We start from the raw sequence: 26,949 nt of genomic DNA on the forward strand, positions 1-26,949 counted from the left end.
CCTATCTACTCCCTAAATCCCTACAAACATAATTTGTTTAATCAACTTCCGTCTATTATTATAGGGGAATGATTACAACGTTCAATGGTTAAAAGAACGCGATTTGTTGATATATCAACAAATGAAGTACAAATGTTAATTATCTTAGAAGGGGAGTACAAAATGAACACAGCTTCGAAAAACTATTGGAATGAATTTTGGAGAGCTCAAGGTCAGGAGCAACCCAAAAAAGTAAGTGCGTGGCAATTCGGAGCTGAACCAGATTATTTGGCCCAATTGGTCATAAGCGGTATCAAATCAGCCACTTGTTCAGGACTCATTTTTTATGAAATTGAGAACGAGCCATTGCCGTCCGTTGAAGATTACAGCATTATTCTGAACAGTAAAGATGAACCTGTAGCGATCATCAAAACAACTGATGTGACCATCATGCCCATGAATGAGGTCCCTGAGGATTTTGCTATTGCGGAGGGTGAGAGAGATCGAACTTATCAATATTGGAAAGATGCTCACGAACGATTCTTTACTAAAGAGTTAAGTAATATAGGACTTGAATATTCGGAAGATATGATGCTGGTATGTGAGCGTTTTGAATTAGTAGATGTAAAAAAATAAATAAAACGCTTGGAATTTCTCCAAGCGTTTCCACGTGTTACATTTCTAGCTGCAATGTTGACATCAATTGCGTTCTGCTGCTTACTGCAAATATCTAGGATTAGCTGGGTCGCCGGATTCCTTGAATACTTCGCTAAAAATAGTCTCTTTCTCTTCGCTGATCTCAGATGGAATAATGATATTAGGGAAATTGGCCTTTAATATTCGTTCCAGATCCCCAACCGTTACGGGCCTGGCATGCTGAAATAATTCATACCCAAACTGCCCGCTATCTTCAATTGTTCCTGTCTTGACATCCTCGATCCGGGAGATTCCTAACAAGCGCAGGCGCTTCTCAAGATCATCCACCGATATTCTAAGCTTCTTCATGTTCTCAGTTAGCATTGTCCCTTCAGCTATGACAGGTGTCCCAAAGCCCTTAAGCAGCTTTTCTGTACGATTAGAGTGCAGCGACAACCATTCAGACCCGATCAGAAAGGCAATTAGAATTAAAGTTCCAAATACAGAAGCTCCCAGCCCTTTGCCTCCGATCTCTGAGCCAAGGACAGTTCCGACCATCAGTAAAATGGTTACCTGAGGAGTCGTCATTTCAGAGATAGATTTTCTCCCCGCTACTCTAAGAAATAAAGTGCCTGCTAACGCAAGTACTACCGCATTCCAAAACACAGTCCACATAGAATACCTCCAACATTATGATCATTGTTAGTATTCTCATTGGCGGGATTTCCCATCCATGTGAACGATGTCTATTTATCGGATGATCTATCTACAGCCCTAGCTTGTGACCTTTCTCAAGTCGCTGTATCTGAGACTCTCCGCTATCAGCCAGTTCCCGGAACTGATTGATTGTATCGCGCATTTTGGGCAGAGCTTCCTGCTTATAATTGCTGATCGAATCCAGAGCTGATAGTACATCTGTGAAGGCTTGCTTCAATGTATCTACAGAAATACTAGTCTCTAAAGATTGCTTGTGGATCTCTGCACCCTGATTCTTCAGCATTCGTGAAGTGCCCGCGATTAGCTCATTCGTGGTTTGGTTAAGGAGTTCGATCTTCTTCAGGACAATCTTCTGATTATAGAGTGCACTGGCAACCGTTACAGAGATCTTCAGTGCCGATATCGTTACATTCTTCGCTCGATCTACCCCGCGTATAAGCTCTTTGTTGTTCCGAATAATCACTTCGATGGCCATAATCCCTTGTTGGTTAACTACTAGCATCTGCTGTAAATCCATCACCCTCTGGCGGAGAGGGAACAGTACTTCTTCCGTGATGAAACGGATCTTGTCAGGGTCTTCATTCCGCGCTTTGGCTGCTTCAATTTGAGCTTCTATGGCTTCGTCCATCAGGCTGCCCAGTTCAATTTCTTTTTGCAGCTTCTTGGTTAGGTCACGCAGCGTCTGCTGTTCGATCTCAAGCGTAGTGTTGTCATTTCTTAGTGTTGCTTTCCCCTTATCTAGAGAGGTAACGATGTCCGCAATTACGATATCCGCTTTTTGGAACTTCAGAAAGTAAGCTCGTATCGGATTAAAGAACATGCCCAGAATCCCTTGTTTGGCAAAATCAATTACGCTTGGATCCAAATCCTTAAGCTGCATATGCAGTTCAGCTAGACCTTTGGCCACTTGGCCGCCTTCGTCACCCGTTTTTGACAACTTCCCTACGGATACCTGCAGCAGGTTGTTTTTATCTGATGACATTTTCATAGTATTTAAACCGAATGCATCAATGGACTGCAGGATTTCTTTGCGCTTCTCCAGTGATCCAAGATCAAGCTCCATAATAGCGGCCACATTGGAATCCGCAAGCTCTTTAAGCTTCGCTACCTCTTCAGGTACAGGTTTAACTTCCTCTTCTATTGCTGCCTTAATTTCTTCCGGACTTGCTACTTCCAGTGAAAACGACATGTTCATCCCCCTCTATTTGTATTACATTTGTACATTGAACAAGTTGCCAATCTTGTAGACAACATCATCGGTATCTGCATTTATGCTAGCCGCTTCGTTAATGCTTGAAATACTTTGAAGTGCTTTAATATTAGCGTTGTAGCCAATGGTATAGATAGGAATCTTATACGTTTCAACAATTCCTTTGATGTCATTCAGCGAATAGCCCTGATTGGTCTCCCCATCACTAAGCACGAAGATGATAGGTTTAACATCCGGATGCGCTGCCACCTCATCCTGCAGCATCTTAAGGGCTACCACGATTCCATCAAAAGTGGCTGTACCCCCGCTTGCCTGGAGACTGTTCACCGCACCGACGAACAGAGACTGTTGGTTCGTAGTATATCGCCCGATAGGCAGGTTAATGGTTACGTCGTTTGAATAGGAGACAAGTCCAATGCTGTTGTCTTTTCCTAAATATTTCTGGCCCTTTAACAAGGATTCTTTCAGCCTGTTGAGCGGCTCTCCTCCCATACTCCCAGACACATCTGTTACAAAAACAGCAGCGATTGGCTTATTCCCGTTCTTCTTCTCTTTCCAGAGCTGTTGCGCTTGCGACAGAAGATTACCATCGACAGCTCCCAGCTCCGACTTGTAGTCCTCAAGATTATTGAATCCCTTCTCTTTCGCAGCTTTCTGATACTTCTCTTCTGAAACAAATTCCGCAAATTTCTTAAGAATATCCTGCTTGCTCTTGGACAGATCACCCAGAGCATAAAGCGGACTGTCGTGCCTCACTCCGAAAGGAGTGAATACATAGCCATTCTTCAAGTCTTCTGCATTGACATAGGTCTGGTATTCCAGCACGAACCCGTCAAGCCTTCCCGATTTGGCCGCCTCACGCATCTGAATTGTGGTAGAAGCTGTAAACGGCACATTTGCCTGGAATTTCTCAAATCCTTTAACCGCTTTATCTCCAAGTAGGTTAGTGCTGTCGAAAGTATTCAGAGCGGTAACTAAGAAGTTCAAGCCGGTAGAACTAGCGAAAGGATCTGTATAGCCCATAGAGAAATCATTGCCGGCTATGGCTTCGGTAAGGGTTTTGACATTGACAGAACCATATTTATTCACCAGGCTGTCATATTTAGACTTGGCTATCACAATGCCTGGGACATTCCCAACAAGGCGCTTCGTAACCAGTTGAGTCTTAACACCGCTTGACTTTACCATTTCCCCCCAAAGCTCATTTGAAGGTGTGAAGGCATCGGGAATATATTTACCGGACTTAATATAATCTGTGGCTGTCCCGGAGGCAATGTTCCGAATCTTAACCGAAGCGGGCTTCCCATCTATAGTGATGTTGGCTTTGTTGAAATCAGAAGCTACTTCACTCAACCAGCCATCGATGCCTGTTCCTGATTTCTCCGTTGACGAGAAGATCTCCACAAAGTTATCTGTGGTATGGTCCACCGTTATCGGGAATTTCGAGATATCCGGAAGTGATTCGCCGATATCAGCCGGATTGAGGTCAATCTGGCCCTTAACTGGCTCAGCCTTCGTAACGGTGAGGCTCGAATACAGCTTGGTTAAGTCCTTGGATGCATCTTCGGAAGCCACTTGTGTATCGGTCTTACCTATATTGGAGGTTAATTTAATACCGAAATAGACCAGGGCGAATACAACGATTAAGATCAACGCTGAGATCATAAAGAACTTGCTCTTTTTTGCCATACTACACCTCTCACTGTTTATAATATTTGGTCTGCTTAATTAGTGAATCGATCTCCTGCATACACGGCATATTCTCGATTTCCCCAAAATCAATACTATCCAGCCGCGATATTTCCAGTAGAAGCTTATCTAGCTTTAGGAGAATCTCTTCATTCGTCTCCAGGGAATCCTGCATGAATATCAGGAAGTCATTGTAGACGTGTGTCTTCTCCTGAAGAAGCTCGGGTGAGAGTTTGGTCACTTTCTGGCTCATCACACGCTCGAACTCGGACTCATCAAATACACGAAGTCTGTTCAGAACACTTCTAACATTCAGGTAAAATAACTTCTCTACCTCATTCGTCACGGAAGCGAACTTCTTGTAGCTAAGCTCCTCCTGATCGAACCTTTGGTCAAGAACACTAAACAACGTATCCTTCTTCTTCCTGATTCGTTCCATCTGCTCCAAGACCAGATTTATATCAGCTTGAAGGGGTTTGACACGGCGGAAATGACTTAAAGCTTCTACGTAATCTTCGTGTGTCCTGATCTGTAATGCAGGTAACGGAGCAGACTGTCTGAATAGTAAATTATAACTCCCATATAGTAGGACAAGGGCACTTCCGACCAGTAAAGTTATCCCAAGTGCAGTAGACAACGCGCTTCCACCGATCTCAAGCCCTATGAATCCGGGAGACAGCACAATGATATTCAGACCTATTACTCCCAGTACTATTCCTAATAGCTTTATGTACTTAGTCATACTCAATAACTATAACCTCCTCTGCCACCACCAGGAATTCAGTGAATAAATACCTTAGCCCACAGGAAAATTGTACCACATGTTAACCGTTTAGTGAGGAACTCTGGCTGAGATCGAAATAAAATAAGAAAGAGTCCTCGAATTACCGAGGACACACAAAACCGGATGCGTTTTGTAAATCGTAACCTAGCATCCGGTTCTACTATTTTATTTTATTAAATAAGTTCTATACTTTGACCTCGACCTTCTGTCCTTCAATCTCTGTGACTTTTAACTGAACCCCATTTCGTATGTTCGATACCGACTGAGCCAAGTCCCGTGAATGTGAGCCCTCCATATCCAAAGTGGATACAAAGCTCATAGCATTCAGGTGGGGATTGCTGCTGACCAGCGCTCCGCGCGGAATTTCAGTCTCCGTATGGATAAAGGTACCATCTTCTAATAGATGATCCAGCTTCTCATAACCAGAATATCGGTATTTAAGCGCGGGATCCAAGGGGTTGTCCTCTAAATAAATCCGCATATTACAGCGAGCTTTATGCGAGGATTGCAGTAAATGGTCCGGCAGTTCCTGTGAGCTCCCACCCAGCAGCACTTCAGCCCATACTCTGGTCATATCAAGTCCATACACATCATTAATCTGCGGAATGATATTCCATCCGCCGAAGCGTGCTGCCGTTTCGATAATCCCTACCTGCCTGTTCTTCATCAGCTTGACTTCTGTATGTGTGGGGCAATTCTCAAGCCCAAGGCTTTCATTTGCCTTACGGCAAGCCTCCACTATGATGTTCTGTGCTTCGTTATCCAGTACACTCGGGACTAGATGCGAAGTCTCTGTAAATGAGGAAAGCATAGGTGTCTTATCCGTGATGGCTACCGGACGATATACTCCATTCACCATCATTCCTTCTACAGAGACATAGTCCGCATACAGATCATCCGCATACCAATCGGCATTGCAGCCTTCCATATATTGCTCTACCAGAAATAAGCACTCTTCACTGAACAGCAGCGAATCACCCGTGTTCTCCTGAATATCCCGCTGGACTTCACGGAACACTTCTACCGGGCTTCTAGACCCATCCAGCAGGGTCACCCCAATGGAGCAAGCCAAATAAGTCGGCTTGAGAACTAATGGATAACCTAGTTCATTTACAGCGGCTAACATGTCCCCTTCTGAATAGATCGCACGAAAATCTGGCGAGGGAACGTCTGCACTTCGAAATTTCTCCCTCATCGAATATTTATTTCGGGCCCGGCGTGCGGCATGTACACCTGCTGAACGAAGCCCGAGAGCTTCAGCAGCCTTCGCCACGGACAGAACCATGTTCTCTGCCCCGCCGAACATTATGGCATCCGCCTCAAACATACGGGCATACCGAATGATTTGGTCCACGACTTCATCCTCCGAAAGCGTATAGGCGTCAGCTCCGGTAAAAGTCACCCATTCGGGATGCTCATACCCGCCGGCCACATGTGCAGAGAGTTCTTTCACAATTCCCGTTGCATACCGGTTAATGGTGGACATATACCGGCTGGTCACGGCGCTGGGACGCGGAATATATACATACACATTGGCGATTTCAGCTAGTGATTGCAGAGATGGCGGGAATCCACCCAGATCACTGACAAGCAGTATATTTTTCATAAGAGGGTCTCTCCTCCATTTAGGTATATGATCCTGAACGAATGATCAAAGAATTACACGGCTGAAGGCTCTAGAGGCTTGGCCTCGATATGAAATAATTCAATCGCTTTATGAATAGCTGCCTCAACCTCAGCTTCGCTATTTCCCCGGAACATGTATCTGCCGCTGATATGATAATAGGAGCCTTGTCCGTCCATAATTTCACCAGGCTCTGGAATTTGCTCATGGAAGATCTCCGGGATCAAGTCTCTAATACTCGTCACATGAACGACCTCTGCAGGAACGCAAGGTGGTTCAGGGAACTGCAGCAGGCCGCCATGAACCCCCGTCTCAGGAATCGTTAATTTCTCGAAAGTCCCCAGCTCAATTCGGATCCATTCTTCGCACAGATTAACCCCGAATAATTCCAGCGTAAGGAACGGCGTCTCTGCTCCTCCCATCCGCGCACCGATTTCAAGGAACACCGCTTCCTCTCCGTTCCGGTCAATAACCTCCAGATGAAAGCACCCGCTCCGGAGTTCCAAGGACCCTAGAACCTGTTCTGTAAAGCTTGTCAGACGATTCTTCAAATCATGCCTGTCCGTCACAATAAATGAACCATTGGGCATACCTTGAGAAAAGGCAAGGCAACCATTCACATATTGGGAAATAGCTATAAATTGCAGTTCACCGTTCTGAATTAATCCATCGATATGGAAGATAGGACCCGTGACGAACTCTTCACATTGGAAGCTCTCCGATTCATCTGCTGCTTCGATAGCAGCGAGAATTTCCTCAAGCTCCGCACGGTTATTAGCTTTACTCACACCCTGACTCGCAGCGCCGAGCCTAGGCTTAAGGATAACTGGATAGCCGGTTTCTTCCGCAAAGGATATGGCATCGGCCGATGTCTGGTAGTCCAAAAACTTGGGAATCCGCAGTCCGTCGCTCTGAATCCGCTTCTTCATCACGATTTTATCGCGATACAAGGAGATCTTCTCTTCGGAAGTGCCAGGAATGTTGAACCTCGATCTCAGCTTGGCCGCGTTAATCTGGTCAAATTCAGACATTGCGAATAGATGATCTACCTGACCATACTCATCCACTATACTCTTCATCGCGGCTTCCAGTGCCGGATAATCTTCAATATCAGACAGCTCATGAACGCCTGCCGCCTGCTCCCTATAAGCACTTATATCCTGATGTCCTCTGGCATTGACCAGATACACGACCCGATTCAAGCTGTGATCAATGACATTTGCGTAATTAACAAAACCTCCAAAGATATAGTCCCCGAAGCGGTGAATGACAACGATTACTTTGCCTTCCTTCATGTAGAAACCTCCGTTTATCTGATTAGTTAGTCTTCCATTTCTCATAGGGTTGATAAGCGAGTGTCGGTTGTCTCTCTGACCGGGCAGACAAGATAATCGCACCCACTACGATCGTCATGCCGATCAGATGATTCCAGCCCATCGGTTCATGCAGCAGCATGCTTGATAGAATAAGCGAAGACACAGCAATAATTCCTGTAAAAGAAGCGGAAGTGCTTGTGGATACCGCCGAAACGCCGTAATACCAAAGCGCAAAGCCGATTACGGTTACGACGACAGCCAAATAGACAAGACAAAGCCAATCCCCTATGGAAGGGATGCTGAAATCAAACGATGCCGCCTGATAGAGACCAACCGGCAGAAACAGAATAAATCCCCAAATGGTTACGTAGGTTGTTATTGCTAACGGGGACAGTCTGCCTGACAGTCTTTTCCCAATGAGCGTAAAAAGGGCTTCACTGACTACCGCTATACCTAGCAGTGCATAGCCTTGCGAGGAGAAGCCTCCTGACTCAGTCGATGACGCAGGAACCTCCAGCAGTCGAATGACCGCTATGCCGATGACAGCAAGAAGCACACCTGACCACGCTCTAACCGGAATTTTGTCTTTGAACAGGATTACCGACAGCACGGAGATCACAAGCGGTGTGGTGCTGGTAATAATCCCACCCTCAACAGCCGGAGTCCATCTAAGGCCAATCAAGAGACAAATATTGAATAAGAAGATCCCGGTTAACGATTGCAATAATAAGAGAAGAAGCTCTCGGCCCGTAATCTTGGGCATGCCCTCGAAAGTTAGCAGAAGTAAGATCAGAAGCACGGATGCCAGTCCAAATCTTAATAGAGAAGCGAGAAACACAGGAAAAGTCAGCGTCACCCATTTGCCCACTACGATGGAACTACCGACAGTGAACATGGCGAAGGTCATCGCCATGTAAGCTTTGAAGCTGCCTCTCATCCTGGTTCCCACCCCTCAATTGACGTACTGCTCTGTAACTTCTAACCTCTCCCTTGTATATGGGGTTAAGTTGAGAAACTTTCCTCATTTCTAAGATTCAGGTGAGATATATCTTGCTTCGAGACCGCCTGCTTCTGTTTTCTCAGCCACCTGAGCAGGATAACCTGGGCTGCTCCCGTAAGCATAAATAAGATTCCAAGAAGCATGAACATAATAGTCCCATTCCAAGCCGAGTAGACCATTCCTCCAAGAACAGGACCAAGGGCTAGCGGCAATTGCAGATGTAGTCCGAAGATCGCGAAGTAGAATCCTCTCTTCCCTTCAGGAGCCATGCCCGATATCTCATTCTGCAGCTGCGGACCAATCAACATTTCACCAACAGAAAAGATAAATTCAATCACAAACAAAAGCGCGACATAGCGGGACCAGCCGTATCCGAATGCTACTAACGCATACAAGGCGTAGGAGAGTCCGATCACACGATAAGCCAGCATAAGCTGAGTCTTCTTGGTTACCCACAGCTGAAGTGCGATGACCATAACCCCGTTAAACGTCATAAGAGACGCCAGAATATCTGCTGAATGTTCAAAGTGATCAGATAAATGAAACGGCAGAATAGAAATAACCAACGCATAAATCATACCGATTGGCATCGCCAGTAAAGTAATCCCATATAAAACTTTATGATCTAGCCAATGTCCCGAGGTCCGTATTACAGGCTCCGTGTGTGCCCCAACATGAATCCGGTTAACGGACTCAGGCACTTTCCATAATACGAGCAGCAGATAAGCCAGAAGAATCACAGCATTCGTAATGAACACTAATGTGCTGTTCCATTGGAACAAGAGAAGCCCTATCACCGGCCCGAAAGCTGCCCCGACATTGGACGCTGTGTGCAGCAGCGCGAACACCTCGGTCTGCTGCTTGGCATCAACCACATCAGAGATCATGGCGTTCGCAGCCGGGTTAAACAGAGCTGAACCCACCCCCATTACGGCCGTTATCAACGCAAATGCCCATACATTATCTGCGAGAGTATATGCCCCCAAGCCTAAAATTTGAATGAGCAGCGCGATCACCATCACGGGTTTGCGTCCGAATCGGTCACTGAGTCCGCCGCCGAATATGCCGGTAAGCATACCTGCAAAGGGCTGTAGGCCAATGACAAGCATGGCGCTGACGAGAGAACCGCCCAGCTTGTCATACAAGTAGATGGCTAAGAATGGCCGGATGATGAAGGTAGTCATCGCATTTAGCGCATTGCCGAATATCCGAATCCAGATCGCCAGGTCGTACCGTTTTAAAATGGAAGGCTGCTTGTTACTGGCGCTCATTCAGGCCTCTCCTTTCAGCGTGCATGGATTTGCCTTGTCTCACACTGGTAAGCTCGGCTAATATATTCAAGACCCGCTGATAATGCTTCTGTAACCGTTCCTTCATCTATACCTGGAACTTGACAGCCGAGCAGCCAGACCTGCTGAGTCGCATCCGTCACTTTCTGCACCTCGCTGTCACGATAGCAGAATCTGGACAGGGTCTTCTCGTCATCTGCAAGCACAAGCAGTCCTTCAGGCAGGGACTCCGGTTCGCTCTCGCCTAATCCCTGAAACTCCTCACCACCCTGGGTGAAGGTCAGATGAATATCTCCACTTACACATTCAGCATCAAAGACACCAAGTGGAATCAAGTGCTGAAGCGCGGCTACATTCACAGCATCCACAATGGGATGGATAAGAGGGAGTCGGTCCAGCTCATCCTTAATGAAGAAGCGCTGGATTAGATTCTGTACAGAAGGCGGGTACTTCTTGGGATTCAGGCCAATCTGCTGATAAAAGTTCTGATAGGCCGCCATGGCTGGAACCGCCGCTACTTCAGCTTTGCTTTTCCCGCGCCAAGCCGCATGGATCTGCTCCCATTCACTCTTATAGTCAGCCTTAACTCCGGTATCCTTGGGAGTGAGCTGAAGATGCAGTCCATATACCTTAACCCCTTCCAGGTTTTGTGCTACCTCGGGGCTCATTTTGATTTGAGTGTACATTGCCTTCCTCCTGTGTAAGTAACCGATTTGTGTTCATTCCTTGTTTATCAATGATCCAAATGTGATGGAGCTTTCTACTTCCAGATTCAGATCCTCCGCTGTCAAGGTCTCCTTCGTTGAGATCAGGATATTATAGTGGTTCGGGAAATGACAATCGTCGAAGCCGAGAACGTGACCTATCACCTGGTTATGAACGACCACGGGATCTCCGCGGCCGATAACCCCGCCACATTTCATCTCGGCAAAACCGAGGAAGCCAACCCGATTAATCAGGTCCCCAGCCACACTGTCCGAATGAGTGGTCGTTACAATCTCATGGATTTCTCCTTGCTGAACACAGCGTGTCTCGAACTCGATCAGACGCATGCCGCGCTCTTCCTGCTTATGGAACAGCAAGGCAGCGAACGCGCCTTGAACGACCCGTTTAGCAGGCAGACTCATATTTTCAAGGTCTCCACTTGATAAGTGTCACGAACCAGTCTTACCGCGTCTCTGCCGTCTTCTCCATGGCATGTCCCCGAAGCTGCTTTGGCGGCGAAATCCAGCAGGATCTCCTCATACTCGTGATATAGGGAGGATTTGAATTCTGTGAACCCTGCCAGCATATCTGCCTCAATAACCCGGCCGCTCTTCAGATAAATGATGACATCTTTCTGCTCTCCGTGTGGATACGCCCAGTCCAAATGAACAGATACGGGAACACCCGAAGCCGTTACGAGCTCAACCCGGGCTTCGATATCCACTCCATGCTCATTACGCGAAATATCTGCAGAGACTACTTCTAGATGTCCCAGAAAAAAGGCCAACGTATCATAAACATTCGGTCCGTTATCGGCGATACATCCACCACCGCAGCGATCAGGCTGCAAATACCATTTGTCATCCCCAGCATGCTCTTCAATCTTTTCCAAATAACTGGCCGTAACTTTAACGATCTCATCATCTGGTTCGAGCTGCTTCAGTGCATTGACAAAGTGAATGTTATACCTGCGGTGAAAAGCCGTGAACATCGTGCGCCCCGATTCGCCAGATACACGAACTAACTCATCCGCCTCTTCCATATTCATGGTCATCGGCTTCTCACAGCAGACATGCTTGCCCATGAGCAGGGCATCGCGACAGATCTCGAAATGCTTGTCATTAGGCACATTAATGATGACTGCATCAATATCGTCACGCTTCAGCATCTCCTTATAATCCTGGTAACAAGGAATTCCGTCATTCATGAACGGCTTCAATCGTTCTTCACTCAAATCACATACGGCAGTAAGCGTTGGGTTGCTCAGCTTGTGCCGCAAGGCGTGGACATAAAACTTGGAAATAACGCCCATTCCGATTATTCCTACTCGAAGATTCATGAATTGATCCCTCCCGATTTGGTATCTTTCACCCTGAGTGAACCTCTGCCCCAGAAGACAGTGAACCAACATTCATCTTTACTCCCAATCGTTCAAGCCGCTCAAATACACTTTGATCAATCGCTACCTCGTCCGTAGCCTGCCGGCCGGTAGCTTCCAGGTATCCAGGGTATACGACCTTTCTATCCGAGGACACCGGTGGGCAGTCCAGCAGAGTCTGAAGCATCTGATCCATATGGGAAGTGAAGTCTTCCTTTGGACGGAAGGCATCGACCTGGATGGCGAGGAAGAAGTGTCCGATGTTCTGGTCTTCCTGACCAGCTCCACTCTGATCTGGTTCAAGAAGTCTTGGATCAGGACCGACATCCGCTCCGGATAGTACCCCGCACAGAATATCCACCATCAAGGCAAGTCCGTAGCCCTTGGCACCACCCGTAGCCAGCGAACCTCCGAGCATTTGCAAGTGTCCTGTGCCCTGATCATAGGCGCTTGGATCTGTTACCGGCTCGCCGTTATCATTTACAAGCCAGCCCTCCGGGATCGATTCGCCTCTGCGCTCGGCAGCCCGGATCTTGCCAGTAGCCACTACGGTTGTACTCATGTCCAGGACAAAAGGAGGCAGATTCTCCGCTGGTGCACTGACTGCAATCGGATTGGTACCCAGCATGTTAACCTTTCCGTTCAGCGGTCTTGCAATGGTCTGGGTTCCAAGATTGGTCATAGCCATGCCAATCATTCCCGCTTGCAAGGCTTGTCCGGTATAATATCCAGCACTACCGAAGTGGGAAGAATTGCGTACTACCACGCAACCGATCCCCGTCTTCTTCGCTTTCTCAATGGCCAGTTCCATGGCTCTGACTCCAGCAGACAAGCCCAGTCCATGATTGGCATCAATCACAGCAGTGCCGAGGGATTCAGCGATCACCTTCTGCTCCGCGGACGGATTCACCCGGCCATCCAGCAGCCGAGATACATAGATCCTTTCCAGGTTGGTGACCCCGTGCGTGTCGAAGCCATTCTCATCGGCATAACACAGCACATCCGCGGACATTCGGCTGCTATCCGCGTCAACTCCACAGGCTTTGAATATATTTGTAACGAACTCATGCAGACGGTCTTTCTTCACTTTTATTTGGTTAACCATGTCTACTGACCACTTCCAATCGATTCATTTTTCTTCGCGCGGCATAGAAAGCTGCCATCAGATCACGAATATCTGCCGCATAGCGCTCCAGCTCTTCGAGTGTGATATATTCACCTTCCGCATGAGCATTGTGGCTGCCCAGACCTCCAGGTCCATATACAATGGTGTAGGTTCCTGGACGCTGAGCCCACATGGCATCACAGGTGAAGGCCTGATGGAGCTGATCTTCCGGATTGCGAACCCACCCGATCTCTGTCAGACTTTTCTCCCACTGCGTGTGCCGATTATTCAGAACGGGAAGCCCCTGCTTCACCCAAGTTAGCTTGCATATCTCAGCTGCGGATCCGGCTGTATAACGAGCCAGGGGCAAATCATGATAGAGCAGTGAGAACTCGCTCAGCAGATTCTCCATTTCTTCTTCTAAGAGAAGACATATTTGCTGTCCGCCTTCAGCCGAATGATAGGCGAAATTCAACAGCAGCCGTCCTGAACCATAAACCTTGTTATGCATGGACCCGGTATGAATACCGGCAAGGCACATCTTGCCCCCTATAGATTCAACTGGGACAGACAACCTGGCTAGCAATTGTGAGGCAAGATAACCTAGAAGCAGGGTGGCATTATGCCCGGACTCTGGAGCATCGTCGGTAGAGTCCTGACCCAGCACCTCAATCCGCGCGGTCATTGAAGTTGTGGACCGGTCGAAGAAGACGCCTCCCGAGGGCTCGGCAAATATATTCAAGCTGCCCAGATAGCCTTTATCTGCCAGAAGCTTCGTGCCATATACCCCCATGGCTCCGCCCTCTTCCCCGGACACACATTGGAGCAGCAGCGTACATTCATCCGTCCATTCGGGGTTATCCCTTAGCGCAGCCTCAATACCCGCAAGCAAGGCAACGCCAGGCCCCTTCATGTCTACTGCTCCCCGGCCTGTGAATCGGCCCCCTTCATAAGAGACCGGAACATTCCCATCCACAGTATCCATATGGAAATTGAACATCAAGGTATCACTGGCCGCTCTCTTAGCTCCCCACCTAAGTACAAGATTAGGCTGTGAAATCCAGAATTCAGAGCCCATATCGGCAGCACGTTCCCGCACGCTAAGGGGTACATCTTCGCTCTCCAAAACTTTGCAATCGGGCGATTGATTGTACAGCATCTCTGAACCTAGCTGTTCATAAGCGAATATGGCATATTCCGACTGGGCCTGCCCTAGACAAGAAGGAAGCCCTGTCTCCATAGGTGAGATCGTATTGATCTGAAGCAGCCTCAACAGCAAATCGGAATACTTATCTGTAAAAAGAGAAGTCATGCCTGTGTCTTCACCTTCTCTCCGCTCACTCCGATTTCTTCAAGAAGCTTCTCCAGCCTTTGCCCGTACGCAATATAGGAGTCTTTATAGCTACCCGAATTCTGGTTTAGCCGTAAATGTGGGATCAGATGAAGATGAGGTTCAATGGATAAGATTCCATTGTAATTGTGCTCCAGAAGCCAGATCAGGCTCTCTTTCACTCTGGAATCGCCTTCACCCGGAAGGGTATAGACTTCCTTGCCTTCCCGCATAATTCCGTCCTTGATATGGACATGCTCCACATAAGGCCAGACCCGTATCAAGTAATCGAAGGCATTATAACGATAGGCAATACCATTGCCTGTGTCGAACAGCAGGCGCAGGTGTGGACTGTTGACTTCTTCTATAAGCTCCACTGCGCGTTCCGGAAGAGTCCCGGCCCATCCTGAGCAGTTCTCGTGCAGTAGAACGATATCCGCTTCGCGGGCTATTTCCGTAAGTCTATGGATACGATCGAATACACGCTCCCGCCACTCTGCTTCAGGTAATCCATCATTAGGGTAAGACATGATTCTCACGTATTTAGCCCCAAGAAGCCGCATACGTTCTGATATCCTCCTCAGCTCTTCCAAATCCTGCTCAAAATCACTTGTAATAGGTCTCTCCCAGTTCGCGATTCGAGAAGCTACCGCAGTGACTTTCAGAGCAGCGTCCGAGATTCCGCTGCGGACCTGATTGAACAGCTCGGAATCCCAGTCCCCCAAGGCCTGCCCTTTCACGGTACGAAGTTCGATCTCACTCCAGCCGAGTTCCTTATGGGCTTCAATCTGATCCGCAAGCTCTGGCCCAGCTTCATCACTTAGTCCCGACAGCTTGATCCCCCACGGATTAGACATGAATCTTAACCTCAGCGTAAAATTCGGTTACAGCCCTTATGACGTCCTGCACCTGATCATCCGGCATTTCAGCATAGAGCGGCAGAGCCAGAGATCTGCCGGTAATAGCTTCCGCATTCGGGAAATCTCCAGGCTTATGTCCCAAATGGGCAAAGGCAGGCTGAAGAGGCAGAGCCAATGGATAATAGATCTGTGTCTCGATTCCGCGTGACTGAAGATGCGAGCGAAGCTCGTCTCTTTTCTCAGCTTGCAGCACATAAGTGTAGTAAACCCTCTCCTCATGTGCATCTGTAGCCACTTGGATCATCGGGGCTAGACCACCAAAGGCTTCATTATATGCTGAGGCAATCTCACGACGGCGGTTCAGCAAATGGTCGTATCGCTCAAGCTTGTGTGTCAGATAACTTGCGACTGTCTCATCCATCCGATTGTTGTAACCGAGCATATGATGATAGAATCGCGTAATCCCGTCCTGTCCATGGTTACGCAGCATCCGGCTGATTCGGCCAAAATCATCATGATCCGTTACAATCACCGCACCATCGCCAATCCCACCCAGTGGCTTCGCCGGGAAGAAAGAATACAGACCGGCATCACCTAGCAGGCCAGCCATGGCACCGTTTTGCCGTGCCCCCAGTGCTACGGCACTATCCTCAAGGACGATCAGATTATGCTCTCTGGCAATATCATTAATGGCTTTCATATCCGCCATAACAGAGAATAGATGCGTTGGAATTACAACCTTGCTTGCCGGGGTAATTCGTCTCTTCAGATCGTGCGGGTCCATCATTCCTGTAGCCGGATCCACGTCTACAAATACGGGAGTACCTCCGAGCAGAGCAATGGAACTAGCCGTGGAGATGAATGAGAAAGCTGGGGTAAGGACCTCTACCCCTGGCCCCACACCCATGGCTTTGAGCAGAATGGTAAGGGCGGTTGTACCATTTGCAACTGCAATTACATGCTTGGCCCCTGTGTAACTGCCTATCGCTTCCTCGAACTCGATCACCCGCTCTTTTAGAATGAAATTATCCGAGGTTCCTACGTTATAGACGATTTCCTTAATCTTCTCCCGGTCTTCCTCATACCGGTCAGCATAGTTGAAGAAAGGAATCTTCATCATTACACCCCCCTCTCAAAAAAATGACGAATTTGTCCGCATACCTCACTGACTTGCTCTTCAGTCAAATCCGGATAAAGCGGAAGTCCAACCGCTCTTTGAGCAGCTCGTTCAGCCGCTGGCATGTCCCCTTGCTGATAATTTAGATGGGAGAAGCAAGGTTGAAGATGCAGGGGATGAGGGTAATACACCTCGGTTCCAATTCCTTGGGAATTCAGATGGGCTACCAGTCCGTCCCGCTCTTCGGTTTCAATCAGGTACACATAATACACAGCGTTCTCGGCTTGATTAGAGCGTCTCTCAATTATTGGTGTACTTACCTGTGGAATGTCGGCCAACATCGAGTTATAGCAGGTCGCCAAATGGGCTCGCCGGGCGATCTCCCGCTGTAAGAATTGAAGTCTGACGAGCAGAACCGCAGCCTGAATATCATCCATGCGGCTGTTATAGCCGACTGATTGATGAATATATGGAACTCCTTCGTCCTGTCCGTGAATTCTCAGCCGCTTTGCCTCAAGAGCTATCGAATCATCGTTCGTCAGAATCAATCCGGCATCACCGATGGCCCCCAAAGTTTTGGTAGGGAAGAATGAAATAACACCCGCATCGCCGATCAGACCGGCGTGTCTTCCTTCATGAAACATACTGATCGCCTCTGCGCTATCCTCCAGCACTAGCAGATTGTGCTTCCGTGCAATCTGATTGATCCGTTTCATATCTGCCATATGCGTGAATAAATGAACGGGCATAATAGCCTTAGTGCGGGATGTAATTAACTGCTCAATCTGCTCCGCATCGATCATGTAAGTTGCAGGATTAATATCACAGAAGACCGGTGTAGCGCCTACATGGGCGATACTGGAAGCGGAAGCGAAGAACGAATAACAAGGCACGATGACTTCATCCCCTGTGCCGATTCCCGCAGCACGCAGCATAATAATCAAGGCATCGGTCGCATTTCCGACAGCAACACAGTGCTTAGCCCCGGTAAAAACCTCAAGTGTCCGCTCCAGCTCTTGAACCGCCGGACCATTGGTGAACCTCCCTTCATCCAGGATTTCATCCAATTTATCTGAGATCAGGGGCCACTGCTGCTTGAAAGATTCAGCCCCCGAGAAAAAAGCTACACTCATTCGCTCACCCCATATTGACCATATTGTAAGTCTGTCTTGTATTTGAAGGCTCCATTTCCTCCGTCAAAAGGCCGCATAATTTCTTAGCCTCGCATATTAACGTAACCACCTTGGCATTGAAATCCAGATCACTTACCGGCTTCTCTCCGATACCTGCAAAGTACTGATAATACTCGATAAATACCGCCGACAGAGGATCGTCATGCAGAATCTGTTCATCCAGCAGACGTCCATTCCCATCACAGATTTCCAGCCAGGCATGGCTGTCATCCTGAGCCGAAGGGTAGTAGCCAAAGATCACATGGCTGTCAAAATTAAGTTGAATTCTACGCTTGCGTACTGGCGTAGCCAAGTTAGAGCTAAGGCGTGAGATTACACCTTGTTCCTGATGCAGGGTCAGCTTGGCCATGCCCATATTCGGAATGACATGGTCCCCGAAGAGCATATCCTTGACCTCGGACTCCTTAATGCTCGCTTTCGTTCCACCAAGCAGCAATGCCAAAGCGACCAGATGCGGGATCTCAACGTCAAAGGCATTATGGTGGCTGGGATTAGCCAAAGTACGGGATAAGCGGGATTTATTCTGTTCCGCCGTCAGATAGCGCAGCGGGCCAAATATATTGGATTTAATCAATGCATGGATGTTCCTGGTTAAGGAACTCGACAACCAATTAGCGACCACCAGCACTTCACATCCATATTTATCCTGAATACCGCGAATGACGTGCAGCTCTTTCTCGGTTGTCGTCAATGGCTTTTCCATTATAATTTTGCGGTAACCCTGCTTAACCACTTCAAGAAGAGAATCAGTATGAAGTTCTGGTGGTGTACAGATATGCACGACGGTACTCTCCGGTTCAAATCCCTCCACCTCTGCCAGACTTGAGAATCCCGTCAACTTGGAATGGCTCATGCCGAGGTGATCGAAATTGGGATCTACGACTCCTATTTGAGGGTTGAAAAGGCTCGTATGACTTCCCGTTTGATAAGCTTTACGGAGACAGTGGTAATGGAGACCTTTTCCCGCTCTTCCAAATCCGATAATCAAAGATTGCAGCATGGACGAACCTCCTTTTATACGTATTAGTGCGGGTCCCCTATGGCCAATTGACAGCTCCGGACGGCCTGAACGAATTCTTGCATTTTGGCCGGGTCCTTCAGTCCATTCGTCTCCACCCCACTGCTTACATCTACAGAAAATGGCTGAGTGAGACGAATTGCCTCCGCTACATTTCCGGCGTGAAGTCCTCCAGCGAGAATGATGGGTGTTCTAATACGCATCTTCTGTACATATTCCCATGGGAATGTCTTCCCTGTTCCACCAGTTGATCCAGCTACATATGTGTCCAGTAATAATCCCCGAACCACTTCCTCGTACTTATTCAGGGCGTCTTCATGATCATCAACTCCGGCACCCATATGAATCGTCTTGACAACAGGACGGGCGGCATCCCTGCAATAATCAGGTGATTCGTCACCATGCAGCTGGAGAAGATCCAACCGGCAAAATTCCGCAATATGATTGACCTGATTCAGCTCTTCATTTACGAAAACACCTGTAGTCGTGATATATGGGGGAAGTGAACGAATAATCTCTCTTGCGAGCTCTGGATTGATCTTGCGTCTTCCTTCTGCAAATACAAATCCTACCGCATCAGCTCCCGCCTGGACCGCAGCCCAGGCCGACTCCTTGCTGGTCAAACCGCATATTTTGACTCGAATCATTGGATTCTCCTTCTTCATTAAATAGGAGTTGCTGCTTTTCTTGTGGCTTGCTTCAATGCTCGGATGAACTCCCCTACCTTGGCCTCGACCTCATGAGATTCCGAGTGCTTGATGACATTAATTAAGGCACTTCCAACGATTGCTCCATCCGCATACTCACTGACCTCACGAACATGATCCTCATTGGAAATTCCGAAACCAACCGCAAGCGGCAGCTCAGTGACCTGTCTGGCTTGATGAATGAAGTTCCGCAGCTCTGCAGGCAGAGACTTTCTCTCTCCCGTTACCCCCGTAACAGATATGCAGTATAAGAAGCCTTGTCCTTGCTCCACAACCGCGGCCTCTCTCGCTTCACTCGTTGTCGGAGCCAGGAAGAAGATGTTTTGAAGCCCTCTCGCTTCGAAAATTTCCACATAAGGCTTCGCCATGGTGGATGGCAAGTCCGGAATGATGAATCCGTCTATACCGGCTTCCTTGGCATCATCAGCCAGCTTGTCCAGTCCGTAAGCGAGAAAAGAATTACAGTACCCCATTAGAACAATAGGAGTCTCAAGACCCTTGTCCCGAAGTGTACGCACCATAGAAATACATGACTTAAGATTGATTCCATTGGATACAGCGGCTAAGCTAGCCTCCTGGATGGTTGGGCCATCGGCCAATGGATCAGCGTAAGGCACACCAAGCTCAATAAGGTCTGCCCCGGATTCAGCAATAGTGCGGATGAGAGATTCCGATCCTTCCGCAGTCGGGTATCCAACAGGAATATAAGGGATTAATGCACATTCCCCTTGCTCCCGCAGGCGGGCGAACATCTGATCAATACGGCTCATACCAGCACCTCCGAGTTCTTGAGTTGATCCAGCGCGGCAATCGCCTGACTCAGGTCCTTGTCACCCCGGCCGGATAGATTAACGAGCACAATAGCATCTTTGGGTAATTGGCTTACCAGCTTAAGTGCATAGGCCACGGCATGGGAGGACTCTAATGCAGGGAGAATGCCTTCCTTCCGGCACAATTCCTCAAAGGCCAACAAGGCTTCACGGTCATTCACCGAGGTATACTCCACTCTTCCAGTATCCTTAAGATAGCTGTGCTGTGGACCAGCTCCCGGATAATCCAGCCCCGGTGCAATACTATGTGTTTCGAGAATTTGTCCGTCTTCATCCTGGAGCATATAGGTCAGACTGCCTTGGATAATACCGTGGGTTCCTTTTAGCAGCGGGGAAGCGTGCTTGCCTGAATCAAGACCTTCACCGGCAGCTTGTACTCCGACAAGCTTGACCTCGGCATCATTCAGGAATGCACCAAACATCCCGATCGAGTTGCTTCCACCGCCAACACAGGCAATTACATAATCCGGCAATCTACCTTCTGTCTCGAGAATTTGTTCTCTGGCTTCTTCCCCGATCACAGACTGGAAATCACGGACCATATTCGGGAAAGGATGCGGCCCTACGGCTGAACCGAGCAAGTAATGTGTATCTTCAACATTGGTGATCCAGTCACGTATTGCTTCACTGATAGCATCCTTTAATGTCTTTTGCCCGCTATGGACCAGATGAAGTTCTGCACCAAGCAGCTTCATCCGCTGGACATTAGGTGCCTGGCGCTCGGCATCCACAGCTCCCATATACACGACACAGGTAAGTCCAAGCAGACTGCAGGCTGTTGCCACAGCTACTCCGTGCTGTCCCGCTCCTGTCTCGGCCACGATACGCGTTTTGCCCATTCGCTTGGCGAGAATCGCTTGAGCCAGCGCATTGTTAATCTTGTGGGCTCCGGTATGCGTTAAATCTTCACGTTTGAGATAGATCTTGGCTCCGCCAAGCTCAGCGGTAATGCGGTGAAGCGGGGAGATCGGCGTAGGCCTGCCTACAAAGTTTTTTAGAAGCTCGGATATTTCTTCCCGGAAGTCTTCCTCATCCTTAATTCTCTCGTATTCCCTGTATAGTTCTTCAAGATTACGAATCAATGTCTCCGCCACGTACGCCCCGCCATATTGTCCAAAAAATCCATCCATATTGATCAGCTGCCTCTCTTATCGATTAGATTGGTGTTCGGCGACTTCCAGACCGGCAAAGCCCCGGATGCTCTTCGTTAGGTCTTCCGATTTAAGTAAAGCCTCTCCTACCAAGATGGCATCGAACCCCCGCTGCTCAGCCTCAAGCGCATCGGCAGGAGTCTTAAGGCCGCTCTCACTAACCGTTAGAACCCCTTCAGGAATTACGGATCTGATCTCCTCGGAACGCTTCAGATCGACTTCAAATGTCTGCAAATCCCGATTGTTCACCCCAATAATCCGTGCCCCGGCTTCTACTGCCACAGCTGCGTCCTCTGCAGTGAAGCACTCCACTAAAGCTTGCATACCAAGGTTATGAACAGTGCCTATCATCTCTGATAGCTGCCCCTTGTCTCCAATACTGCGAACAATAAGTAGAACAGCATCGGCCCCTATCGAACGCGCTTCATAGATCTGATAGGGATCAATAATAAATTCCTTATACATCACAGGCAGATCTACCCCGGGATCATTCGCGACTCGCTCAACCACATGCGCCCCTCCGCCAAAAAACTTCTCATCCGCCAGTACGGAGATAGCTCTGGCACCATTCCGGCAGTATAGATGAGCTAGCTCAGCAGCAGGAATTTGGATCGGAAATTCACCCTTGGACGGTGATTTCTTCTTGATCTCAGCAATCAACGATATTCCAGGCAGACTTAAAGCATGATAGAAGTCTCTAACTGGTCTGGCTTCGCGAAGCTTAGCTTGAAGATCCTCGAGGGGACTTGTACGCTTCTTGGTAGCAACCTCGAGCCGTTTGTTTGCAATAATTTCATTTAGCATGAACATAATTTTGAGCCTCCTCACCTATTTGGGTACTGCTGTTCACAAGTTCCTGAAGCTTTGCGCCAGCTTGTCCTGAAGAGATCGTCTCTTCAGCGATCCAGTAACCTTCCCGGAGAGTATCTGCAAGCCCTGAGATCATCAGTGCAGCTCCTGCATTCACGCAGGTCACCTGACGTATTGCAGAGACTTGCCGACTTCCTTCAAACAGCATGTGTAAAATATTCACATTATCTTGTACCGTCCCTCCCTTCAATTCCCCGATCTCTACATATTGAAGTCCAATCGATTGCGGCTCCCATAAAGTCCGGCTGACCGTCTGCCCCTTAATTTCATAGAGCACCGTTGGTGCCGAAAGACTGATCTCATCCATCCCGTCCATTCCAAGCGCGACAAGAGCATGCTCAGTTCCAATCGAGGAGAGTATATCGGCATACATAGGAGCAAGTGAAGGACTGGACACCCCCATTAACCGCCTGGTTGGCTGAATAGGATTCCCCAGTGGTCCCATGAGATTAAAGATCGTCCGGAACCCAAGACTGCGCCTAAGGTTAGACCAGGAACTGATCGCAGGATGGAACTTAGGCGTGAACAGGAATGCAAATCCATTCTCCCGCAGCCAGTCATCAGCCTCCGTGCCAGATAATTCTATACGAACGCCGGCTGCTTCAAGAAGATCCGCGCTTCCGCAAGAACTGCTCGAGGAACGGTTACCGCATTTCGCCACCTTCGCCCCTGCTGCACTAACCGTCAGGGCGGCTGCGGTCGATATGTTGAAAGACCCTAGATTATCTCCCCCTGTTCCGCAAATATCCACTACATTCCCGGTTCGCTCGACAGGAAGCATTTGAGACCACATCGCCTTCAAATATCCCAGCAGCTCCTCTTTCTCAGTTCCTTTGCCCTCGGCAATGCTAAGGAATGCCGCAACCTGCAGAGGCTCCGCTGCCCCGGATAGAATATGCTGCATGCAGTATTCTGCCTCTGCCTCAGAGAGGGATTGTCTGCCCAGCAGCTTCTTCAAGGCTACCTTCAACAAATACATACACCTCCTATGGAATGTGTAAGCCATATGCATGAACCAAGTTGTCCCTTCAATCAACAGTCAGGCAGTAACTACTTCCCTGCTGGTACAATCGATTTCAGCCTGAGCAAAACACCGGATCCCCACGTCGATTTGTTCCTCACATAAGTTGGAATAGCCCAGCACAAAGGTAGGGTTGTCCGGCTTGAACCTGCTAAAATAACCCCCGGCAGGATACACTCTCACCCCATAATTCATTGCACGGGCAGCAATTGATTCTTCGCTAGCACTAGAATCGATCTCGATCAGGAGATGAAGTCCTGCCTGATCACCAAAATAGCGGACTCTCTGACCGAATTCTCGTTCCAAAGCAAGAACTAGAGCCGACCTCTTGGTGGCATATAATTTGCCCATCTGATTCACATGCTTCGCATATTGCCCATTCCGTATGAAGTCGGCTAGTGCTTCCTGCTCGATAATAGGAGTCATCCGATCCGTAATCTGTTTAATACGGAGAAACGGCTGTATGAGCGCATGCGGCAAGACGGCATAGCCGATGCGCAGCGCTGGAAAAAGAATTTTACTAAAGCTGCCCACATACACGATTCGGCTGGACACGTCTAGCCCGGCAAGCGCCGACACTTTCTTCCCGACATAACGGTATTCACTGTCATAATCATCTTCAATAATGTAAGCCCCTTCCCTCTCCGCCCAGTCAAGCAGCTCAAGTCTGCGTTCCAGTGAGAGAGTTACTCCAGTAGGAAATTGGTGAGAAGGTGTAACATAGACCAGCTTGGCTGGCCCCGCACCTTGTCCCTGCGGGATAACGAGCTTGTCCATCTGGTCCACACACAGACCCTGCTGATCTACAGGGACCGGGACGATCTTGGCGCCTGACAAATGAAAGATATCACGCAGGAAGCTGTGTGCCGGATCTTCAGCAATGACCTGATCACCAGGCTTGATGAACAACCTGGCCAAGATATCAAGAGCTTGAGTTGCTCCGGTGGTTATTACAATCTGTTCAGGCTCTACGGGGATGGACCTGCTGGATCTGAGAAGCCGGGCAATCTCCTTGCGAAGTGCAAGTGAGCCTTCAGCCGGACCATAACCCAGTAATTCTGGAGTTGCCTTGCGGCAGGTTCTAATCAGAGATTTTTGCCACTGATCCATAGGAACGACGTCCCAAGCGGGTACACCGTGTCTGAAATCATACATAACGGAAAATTGGTCTTTTTTTGCGGTTTCATTAGAGGAGCAATCGAACAAGTTAAGATTTGAATCTACTTTCTTTCGATTCAGTTCATTCTTGGATTGACTTAAGTGGAGTACGGCATTGTCGGCGACGAAGGTGCCTGATCCTTTTTTCATAATCAGATAACCTTCTGCCTGGAGCTGTTCATAGGCTTGAATAATGACTGATCGTGATACCTCGAGCTGTTCAGCCAGCTGCCTGGTTGGTGGTATAGTGTCACCTTTATGCAGTGTGCCCGACAGAATCGCTTTTCGAATTTGAACGTAAATTTGTCGATTTAACGGAATGTTCATTGTCTTATCAATGTCGATTAAGAGCTCTTGCACCATGATGGCCTCCCTAGCTTTTTGGAATTCTGAGAAGTACTGGGGTCTATCAGATACAATCTGTGCGAGAATTTCTTTACTGCGTAAATACGCTAACGTTCCAATACGTTAAAGCACCGATACAAGAAATGGCCATAGAAATCAGCTGAGTTCCTATCTTTCATGCTGATTTGACCTCTTTCTTGTTCTTGTGGAAAATTATAACTTCAATGATTGGAAATTGGAACGACCAATTTCACTTCGGTAGACCGTACCAATTATTAAGTTCGTTCACTATAGTGCATTAAATATGCTGTATCATCACTCCTTTCCATTTTCCATTATATTACATAATTTACAAGGAGTAAAATTTTCACTTTTAGTATAATCACACAAAAAAAGAGCCACTTGGGCAATGTCATTAAGTTAAAGCGTGTGCCCAATATTCAAAAGCAAGAGCAGGTTATCGAATAGATAGCCCGCTCTTTTTTGTGCCCAAAAAGACAAATAAGCCTTGACAAGCAGTTGAAAATGTGTGGCGAAGCCCCTTGAAAAAAATGAGGGGGTTTCGCCCATGCATGCTTACGCGAGTTCACTAAAAGAAACGCTGACAACCCTCATTCGAGAGATGTCAGCGGCACCAGCGCCTTATGTCAAAAACCCCGAAAAGGACTTTACCCGGAAGAAAAAGCTGCCCTTCGAAACGATGATGCAACTTCTGATCTCTATGGGTGGAAACAGCATATACAAGGAGCTCTTGGAATCGCAAGGTTATGACGTAAACACGGCAACGACTTCCGCTTTTGTCCAACAACGCAATAAAATTTTGCCGTCTGCTGTAGAATGCTTATTTCACAAATTCACTCAAACGTACAAGGATATCAAAGATTACCGCGGATATCGATTACTTGCCATTGACGGTTCGGATTTACATATCGCAACGGATCCGGCTGACAAGAACAGCTTCTTTCAAAGTCAACCCAACACGAAGGGCTATAACCTCCTGCATTTGAACGCAGCGTACGACTTATGTAACAGACTTTACGTGGATGCTCTTGTCCAGCCAAGAAGGCTAAGTAACGAGGGAAGGGCGCTGGCAACCATGGTTGATCGTTCGCCCATCAAGAGCAAAACCATTGTGATTGCGGACAGAGGCTATGAAAGCTATAACAATTTCGCGCATATTGAACGTAAAGGGTGGAACTACGTTATTCGGGTAAAGGATTTGGATTCCAGTGGTATTCTGTCTAGCTTACGTTTGCCCGCTAGCGAAGAGTTTGATCGGGACATTTATCTGACACTTACCAGAAAACAAACCAAAGCGTTCAAGTCTTATCCTGGGTACAAATTCCTTCCGTCCAATTCTACATTTGATTTTTTGGATTCGCATGAGAACATGATTTACCCGCTATCTTTTCGGGTTGTTCGTTTCGTCCTGCCTGACGGCGCTTATGAAACCGTCATTACGAATCTTTCTGCCGCGGACTTCCCGCCCGATGAACTCAGGTCCCTTTATCGCATGCGATGGGGCATTGAAACCTCGTTTAGGGCATTAAAATACACGGTCGGTCTGACGAGCTTTCACGCAAAGAAGCAAGCGTTCATCGCCCAAGAGATTTATGCAAGAATGATTCTCTACAACTTCACTGAAATGATGACCTCGCACGTCGTCATTTCGCAAATGGATAAACGGCATCAATATCAAGTCAATTTCACGGTTGCCGTTTACGTTTGTAGACAATTCTTGCGCTCTCGAGGCGATGAACCCCCGCTCGATGTTGAAGCACTGATTCGCAAAAACATTTTGCCGATTCGACCCTTTAGCCCGGGACAAAAGAATACGCGCAAAATCCGCTATAGATCAGCTGTCAGCTTCGTCTACAGAGTAGCATAATTCGATTCATATGAACATTTTTTTAAGCG

General features: G+C 48.0%; 25 protein-coding genes. 2 read left to right on the forward strand and 23 right to left on the reverse strand.

The genetic code is table 11. From position 1 onward, the window contains the following. The first annotated feature begins 162 nt into the window (after window positions 1-162). Window positions 163-615 carry an ASCH domain-containing protein gene (locus tag ACRRNK_RS11340; protein WP_433946871.1) on the forward strand — a complete coding sequence of 151 codons (453 nt, stop codon included), beginning with the start codon at window positions 163-165 and terminating at the stop codon, window positions 613-615. Window positions 616-696: 81 nt separating this feature from the next. Here ACRRNK_RS11340 and ACRRNK_RS11345 read toward each other — a convergent pair whose 3' ends face one another. The 23 genes from ACRRNK_RS11345 to ACRRNK_RS11455 all read right to left on the reverse strand — a co-directional run bounded on the left by ACRRNK_RS11345 (window position 697) and on the right by ACRRNK_RS11455 (window position 25,050). Next, window positions 697-1,290: a DUF421 domain-containing protein gene (locus tag ACRRNK_RS11345; RefSeq protein ID WP_433942863.1), complete on the reverse strand. Its 594-nt coding sequence runs from the start codon at window positions 1,288-1,290 to the stop codon at window positions 697-699. A gap of 91 nt (window positions 1,291-1,381) precedes the next feature. Further along, complete coding sequence (locus tag ACRRNK_RS11350; protein WP_433942864.1) at window positions 1,382-2,521, reverse strand: toxic anion resistance protein; 1,140 nt, start codon at window positions 2,519-2,521, stop codon at window positions 1,382-1,384. A 21-nt stretch (window positions 2,522-2,542) separates the two neighbouring features. After that, window positions 2,543-4,231 carry a VWA domain-containing protein gene (locus ACRRNK_RS11355; RefSeq protein ID WP_433942865.1) on the reverse strand — a complete coding sequence of 563 codons (1,689 nt, stop codon included), beginning with the start codon at window positions 4,229-4,231 and terminating at the stop codon, window positions 2,543-2,545. Window positions 4,232-4,241: 10 nt separating this feature from the next. Further along, the gene (locus tag ACRRNK_RS11360) at window positions 4,242-4,973 is read right to left on the reverse strand and encodes a hypothetical protein (RefSeq protein ID WP_433946872.1); all 732 of its coding nucleotides are present in this window, start codon (window positions 4,971-4,973) and stop codon (window positions 4,242-4,244) included. Window positions 4,974-5,199: 226 nt separating this feature from the next. Further along, window positions 5,200-6,621 carry an ATP-grasp domain-containing protein gene (locus tag ACRRNK_RS11365; RefSeq protein ID WP_433942866.1) on the reverse strand — a complete coding sequence of 474 codons (1,422 nt, stop codon included), beginning with the start codon at window positions 6,619-6,621 and terminating at the stop codon, window positions 5,200-5,202. A gap of 53 nt (window positions 6,622-6,674) precedes the next feature. Further along, window positions 6,675-7,934: an ATP-grasp domain-containing protein gene (locus ACRRNK_RS11370; protein ID WP_433942867.1), complete on the reverse strand. Its 1,260-nt coding sequence runs from the start codon at window positions 7,932-7,934 to the stop codon at window positions 6,675-6,677. 22 nt (window positions 7,935-7,956) lie between these two features. Next, window positions 7,957-8,892: a DMT family transporter gene (locus ACRRNK_RS11375; protein WP_433942868.1), complete on the reverse strand. Its 936-nt coding sequence runs from the start codon at window positions 8,890-8,892 to the stop codon at window positions 7,957-7,959. Between the two features lie 65 nt (window positions 8,893-8,957). Further along, the gene (locus tag ACRRNK_RS11380) at window positions 8,958-10,226 is read right to left on the reverse strand and encodes an MDR family MFS transporter (RefSeq protein WP_433942869.1); all 1,269 of its coding nucleotides are present in this window, start codon (window positions 10,224-10,226) and stop codon (window positions 8,958-8,960) included. 14 nt (window positions 10,227-10,240) lie between these two features. Continuing rightward, entirely contained in the window at window positions 10,241-10,930 is a 690-nt protein-coding gene (locus tag ACRRNK_RS11385) for a B3/B4 domain-containing protein (protein ID WP_433942870.1), read from the reverse strand. Window positions 10,931-10,963: 33 nt separating this feature from the next. Then, window positions 10,964-11,371, reverse strand: coding sequence for a DUF6917 domain-containing protein (locus ACRRNK_RS11390; RefSeq protein WP_433942871.1), 408 nt, complete (start codon window positions 11,369-11,371; stop codon window positions 10,964-10,966). Further along, entirely contained in the window at window positions 11,368-12,288 is a 921-nt protein-coding gene (locus tag ACRRNK_RS11395) for a Gfo/Idh/MocA family protein (RefSeq protein ID WP_433942872.1), read from the reverse strand. The genes ACRRNK_RS11390 and ACRRNK_RS11395 overlap by 4 nt, the downstream gene beginning before the upstream one ends. A 28-nt stretch (window positions 12,289-12,316) precedes the next feature. Continuing rightward, the gene (locus tag ACRRNK_RS11400) at window positions 12,317-13,432 is read right to left on the reverse strand and encodes an Ldh family oxidoreductase (RefSeq protein WP_433942873.1); all 1,116 of its coding nucleotides are present in this window, start codon (window positions 13,430-13,432) and stop codon (window positions 12,317-12,319) included. Beyond that, window positions 13,425-14,744, reverse strand: coding sequence for a M20/M25/M40 family metallo-hydrolase (locus ACRRNK_RS11405; RefSeq protein WP_433942874.1), 1,320 nt, complete (start codon window positions 14,742-14,744; stop codon window positions 13,425-13,427). Before ACRRNK_RS11405 ends, ACRRNK_RS11400 begins: the two co-directional genes overlap by 8 nt. Further along, window positions 14,741-15,619, reverse strand: coding sequence for a sugar phosphate isomerase/epimerase family protein (locus tag ACRRNK_RS11410; protein ID WP_433942875.1), 879 nt, complete (start codon window positions 15,617-15,619; stop codon window positions 14,741-14,743). Before ACRRNK_RS11410 ends, ACRRNK_RS11405 begins: the two co-directional genes overlap by 4 nt. Beyond that, the gene (locus ACRRNK_RS11415) at window positions 15,612-16,742 is read right to left on the reverse strand and encodes a DegT/DnrJ/EryC1/StrS family aminotransferase (protein WP_433942876.1); all 1,131 of its coding nucleotides are present in this window, start codon (window positions 16,740-16,742) and stop codon (window positions 15,612-15,614) included. Before ACRRNK_RS11415 ends, ACRRNK_RS11410 begins: the two co-directional genes overlap by 8 nt. Beyond that, window positions 16,742-17,872 (reverse strand): DegT/DnrJ/EryC1/StrS family aminotransferase, encoded by a 1,131-nt coding sequence (locus ACRRNK_RS11420; RefSeq protein ID WP_433942877.1) that lies wholly within the window; start codon window positions 17,870-17,872, stop codon window positions 16,742-16,744. Before ACRRNK_RS11420 ends, ACRRNK_RS11415 begins: the two co-directional genes overlap by 1 nt. A 4-nt stretch (window positions 17,873-17,876) precedes the next feature. Then, window positions 17,877-18,932 (reverse strand): Gfo/Idh/MocA family oxidoreductase, encoded by a 1,056-nt coding sequence (locus tag ACRRNK_RS11425; RefSeq protein WP_433942878.1) that lies wholly within the window; start codon window positions 18,930-18,932, stop codon window positions 17,877-17,879. Window positions 18,933-18,955: 23 nt separating this feature from the next. Beyond that, window positions 18,956-19,597: a phosphoribosylanthranilate isomerase gene (locus tag ACRRNK_RS11430; protein ID WP_433942879.1), complete on the reverse strand. Its 642-nt coding sequence runs from the start codon at window positions 19,595-19,597 to the stop codon at window positions 18,956-18,958. A gap of 17 nt (window positions 19,598-19,614) precedes the next feature. Further along, window positions 19,615-20,427 carry a tryptophan synthase subunit alpha gene (gene trpA / locus ACRRNK_RS11435; RefSeq protein ID WP_433942880.1) on the reverse strand — a complete coding sequence of 271 codons (813 nt, stop codon included), beginning with the start codon at window positions 20,425-20,427 and terminating at the stop codon, window positions 19,615-19,617. After that, window positions 20,424-21,617: a tryptophan synthase subunit beta gene (trpB, locus tag ACRRNK_RS11440; RefSeq protein WP_433942881.1), complete on the reverse strand. Its 1,194-nt coding sequence runs from the start codon at window positions 21,615-21,617 to the stop codon at window positions 20,424-20,426. The genes trpA and trpB overlap by 4 nt, the downstream gene beginning before the upstream one ends. Window positions 21,618-21,635: 18 nt before the next feature. Continuing rightward, on the reverse strand, window positions 21,636-22,448 hold the full coding sequence (trpC, locus tag ACRRNK_RS11445; protein WP_433942882.1) for an indole-3-glycerol phosphate synthase TrpC: 813 nt from the start codon (window positions 22,446-22,448) through the stop codon (window positions 21,636-21,638). Further along, complete coding sequence (gene trpD, locus ACRRNK_RS11450; RefSeq protein ID WP_433942883.1) at window positions 22,432-23,481, reverse strand: anthranilate phosphoribosyltransferase; 1,050 nt, start codon at window positions 23,479-23,481, stop codon at window positions 22,432-22,434. The genes trpC and trpD overlap by 17 nt, the downstream gene beginning before the upstream one ends. A gap of 66 nt (window positions 23,482-23,547) precedes the next feature. Continuing rightward, window positions 23,548-25,050, reverse strand: coding sequence for a PLP-dependent aminotransferase family protein (locus tag ACRRNK_RS11455; RefSeq protein WP_433942884.1), 1,503 nt, complete (start codon window positions 25,048-25,050; stop codon window positions 23,548-23,550). 550 nt (window positions 25,051-25,600) lie between these two features. On the opposite strand from ACRRNK_RS11455, the gene ACRRNK_RS11460 reads away from it, so the two are divergent. Beyond that, entirely contained in the window at window positions 25,601-26,920 is a 1,320-nt protein-coding gene (locus tag ACRRNK_RS11460) for an IS4 family transposase (RefSeq protein ID WP_433942885.1), read from the forward strand. Window positions 26,921-26,949: the final 29 nt, after the last annotated feature.

The organism is Paenibacillus sp. SN-8-1, assembly GCF_050995535.1.
Lineage (GTDB): Bacteria > Bacillota > Bacilli > Paenibacillales > Paenibacillaceae > Fontibacillus.

Excerpts from the sequence above, each read along its gene's own strand:
- ACRRNK_RS11395 (WP_433942872.1), bottom strand. The coding sequence starts at position 12,288 with ATGAATCTTCGAGTAGGAATAATCGGAATGGGCGTTATTTCCAAGTTT.
- ACRRNK_RS11405 (WP_433942874.1), bottom strand. The coding sequence starts at position 14,744 with ATGACTTCTCTTTTTACAGATAAGTATTCCGATTTGCTGTTGAGGCTG.
- ACRRNK_RS11365 (WP_433942866.1), bottom strand. The coding sequence starts at position 6,621 with ATGAAAAATATACTGCTTGTCAGTGATCTGGGTGGATTCCCGCCATCT.
- ACRRNK_RS11410 (WP_433942875.1), bottom strand. The coding sequence starts at position 15,619 with ATGTCTAATCCGTGGGGGATCAAGCTGTCGGGACTAAGTGATGAAGCT.
- ACRRNK_RS11420 (WP_433942877.1), bottom strand. The coding sequence starts at position 17,872 with ATGAGTGTAGCTTTTTTCTCGGGGGCTGAATCTTTCAAGCAGCAGTGG.
- ACRRNK_RS11390 (WP_433942871.1), bottom strand. The coding sequence starts at position 11,371 with ATGAGTCTGCCTGCTAAACGGGTCGTTCAAGGCGCGTTCGCTGCCTTG.
- ACRRNK_RS11350 (WP_433942864.1), bottom strand. The coding sequence starts at position 2,521 with ATGTCGTTTTCACTGGAAGTAGCAAGTCCGGAAGAAATTAAGGCAGCA.
- ACRRNK_RS11375 (WP_433942868.1), bottom strand. The coding sequence starts at position 8,892 with ATGAGAGGCAGCTTCAAAGCTTACATGGCGATGACCTTCGCCATGTTC.
- ACRRNK_RS11455 (WP_433942884.1), bottom strand. The coding sequence starts at position 25,050 with ATGGTGCAAGAGCTCTTAATCGACATTGATAAGACAATGAACATTCCG.
- trpA (WP_433942880.1), bottom strand. The coding sequence starts at position 20,427 with ATGAGCCGTATTGATCAGATGTTCGCCCGCCTGCGGGAGCAAGGGGAA.
- ACRRNK_RS11345 (WP_433942863.1), bottom strand. The coding sequence starts at position 1,290 with ATGTGGACTGTGTTTTGGAATGCGGTAGTACTTGCGTTAGCAGGCACT.
- ACRRNK_RS11370 (WP_433942867.1), bottom strand. The coding sequence starts at position 7,934 with ATGAAGGAAGGCAAAGTAATCGTTGTCATTCACCGCTTCGGGGACTAT.
- ACRRNK_RS11400 (WP_433942873.1), bottom strand. The coding sequence starts at position 13,432 with ATGGTTAACCAAATAAAAGTGAAGAAAGACCGTCTGCATGAGTTCGTT.
- trpC (WP_433942882.1), bottom strand. The coding sequence starts at position 22,448 with ATGTTCATGCTAAATGAAATTATTGCAAACAAACGGCTCGAGGTTGCT.
- ACRRNK_RS11340 (WP_433946871.1), top strand. The coding sequence starts at position 163 with ATGAACACAGCTTCGAAAAACTATTGGAATGAATTTTGGAGAGCTCAA.
- ACRRNK_RS11425 (WP_433942878.1), bottom strand. The coding sequence starts at position 18,932 with ATGCTGCAATCTTTGATTATCGGATTTGGAAGAGCGGGAAAAGGTCTC.
- trpB (WP_433942881.1), bottom strand. The coding sequence starts at position 21,617 with ATGGATGGATTTTTTGGACAATATGGCGGGGCGTACGTGGCGGAGACA.
- ACRRNK_RS11355 (WP_433942865.1), bottom strand. The coding sequence starts at position 4,231 with ATGGCAAAAAAGAGCAAGTTCTTTATGATCTCAGCGTTGATCTTAATC.
- ACRRNK_RS11415 (WP_433942876.1), bottom strand. The coding sequence starts at position 16,742 with ATGATGAAGATTCCTTTCTTCAACTATGCTGACCGGTATGAGGAAGAC.
- ACRRNK_RS11380 (WP_433942869.1), bottom strand. The coding sequence starts at position 10,226 with ATGAGCGCCAGTAACAAGCAGCCTTCCATTTTAAAACGGTACGACCTG.
- ACRRNK_RS11460 (WP_433942885.1), top strand. The coding sequence starts at position 25,601 with ATGCATGCTTACGCGAGTTCACTAAAAGAAACGCTGACAACCCTCATT.
- ACRRNK_RS11360 (WP_433946872.1), bottom strand. The coding sequence starts at position 4,973 with ATGACTAAGTACATAAAGCTATTAGGAATAGTACTGGGAGTAATAGGT.
- ACRRNK_RS11385 (WP_433942870.1), bottom strand. The coding sequence starts at position 10,930 with ATGTACACTCAAATCAAAATGAGCCCCGAGGTAGCACAAAACCTGGAA.
- ACRRNK_RS11430 (WP_433942879.1), bottom strand. The coding sequence starts at position 19,597 with ATGATTCGAGTCAAAATATGCGGTTTGACCAGCAAGGAGTCGGCCTGG.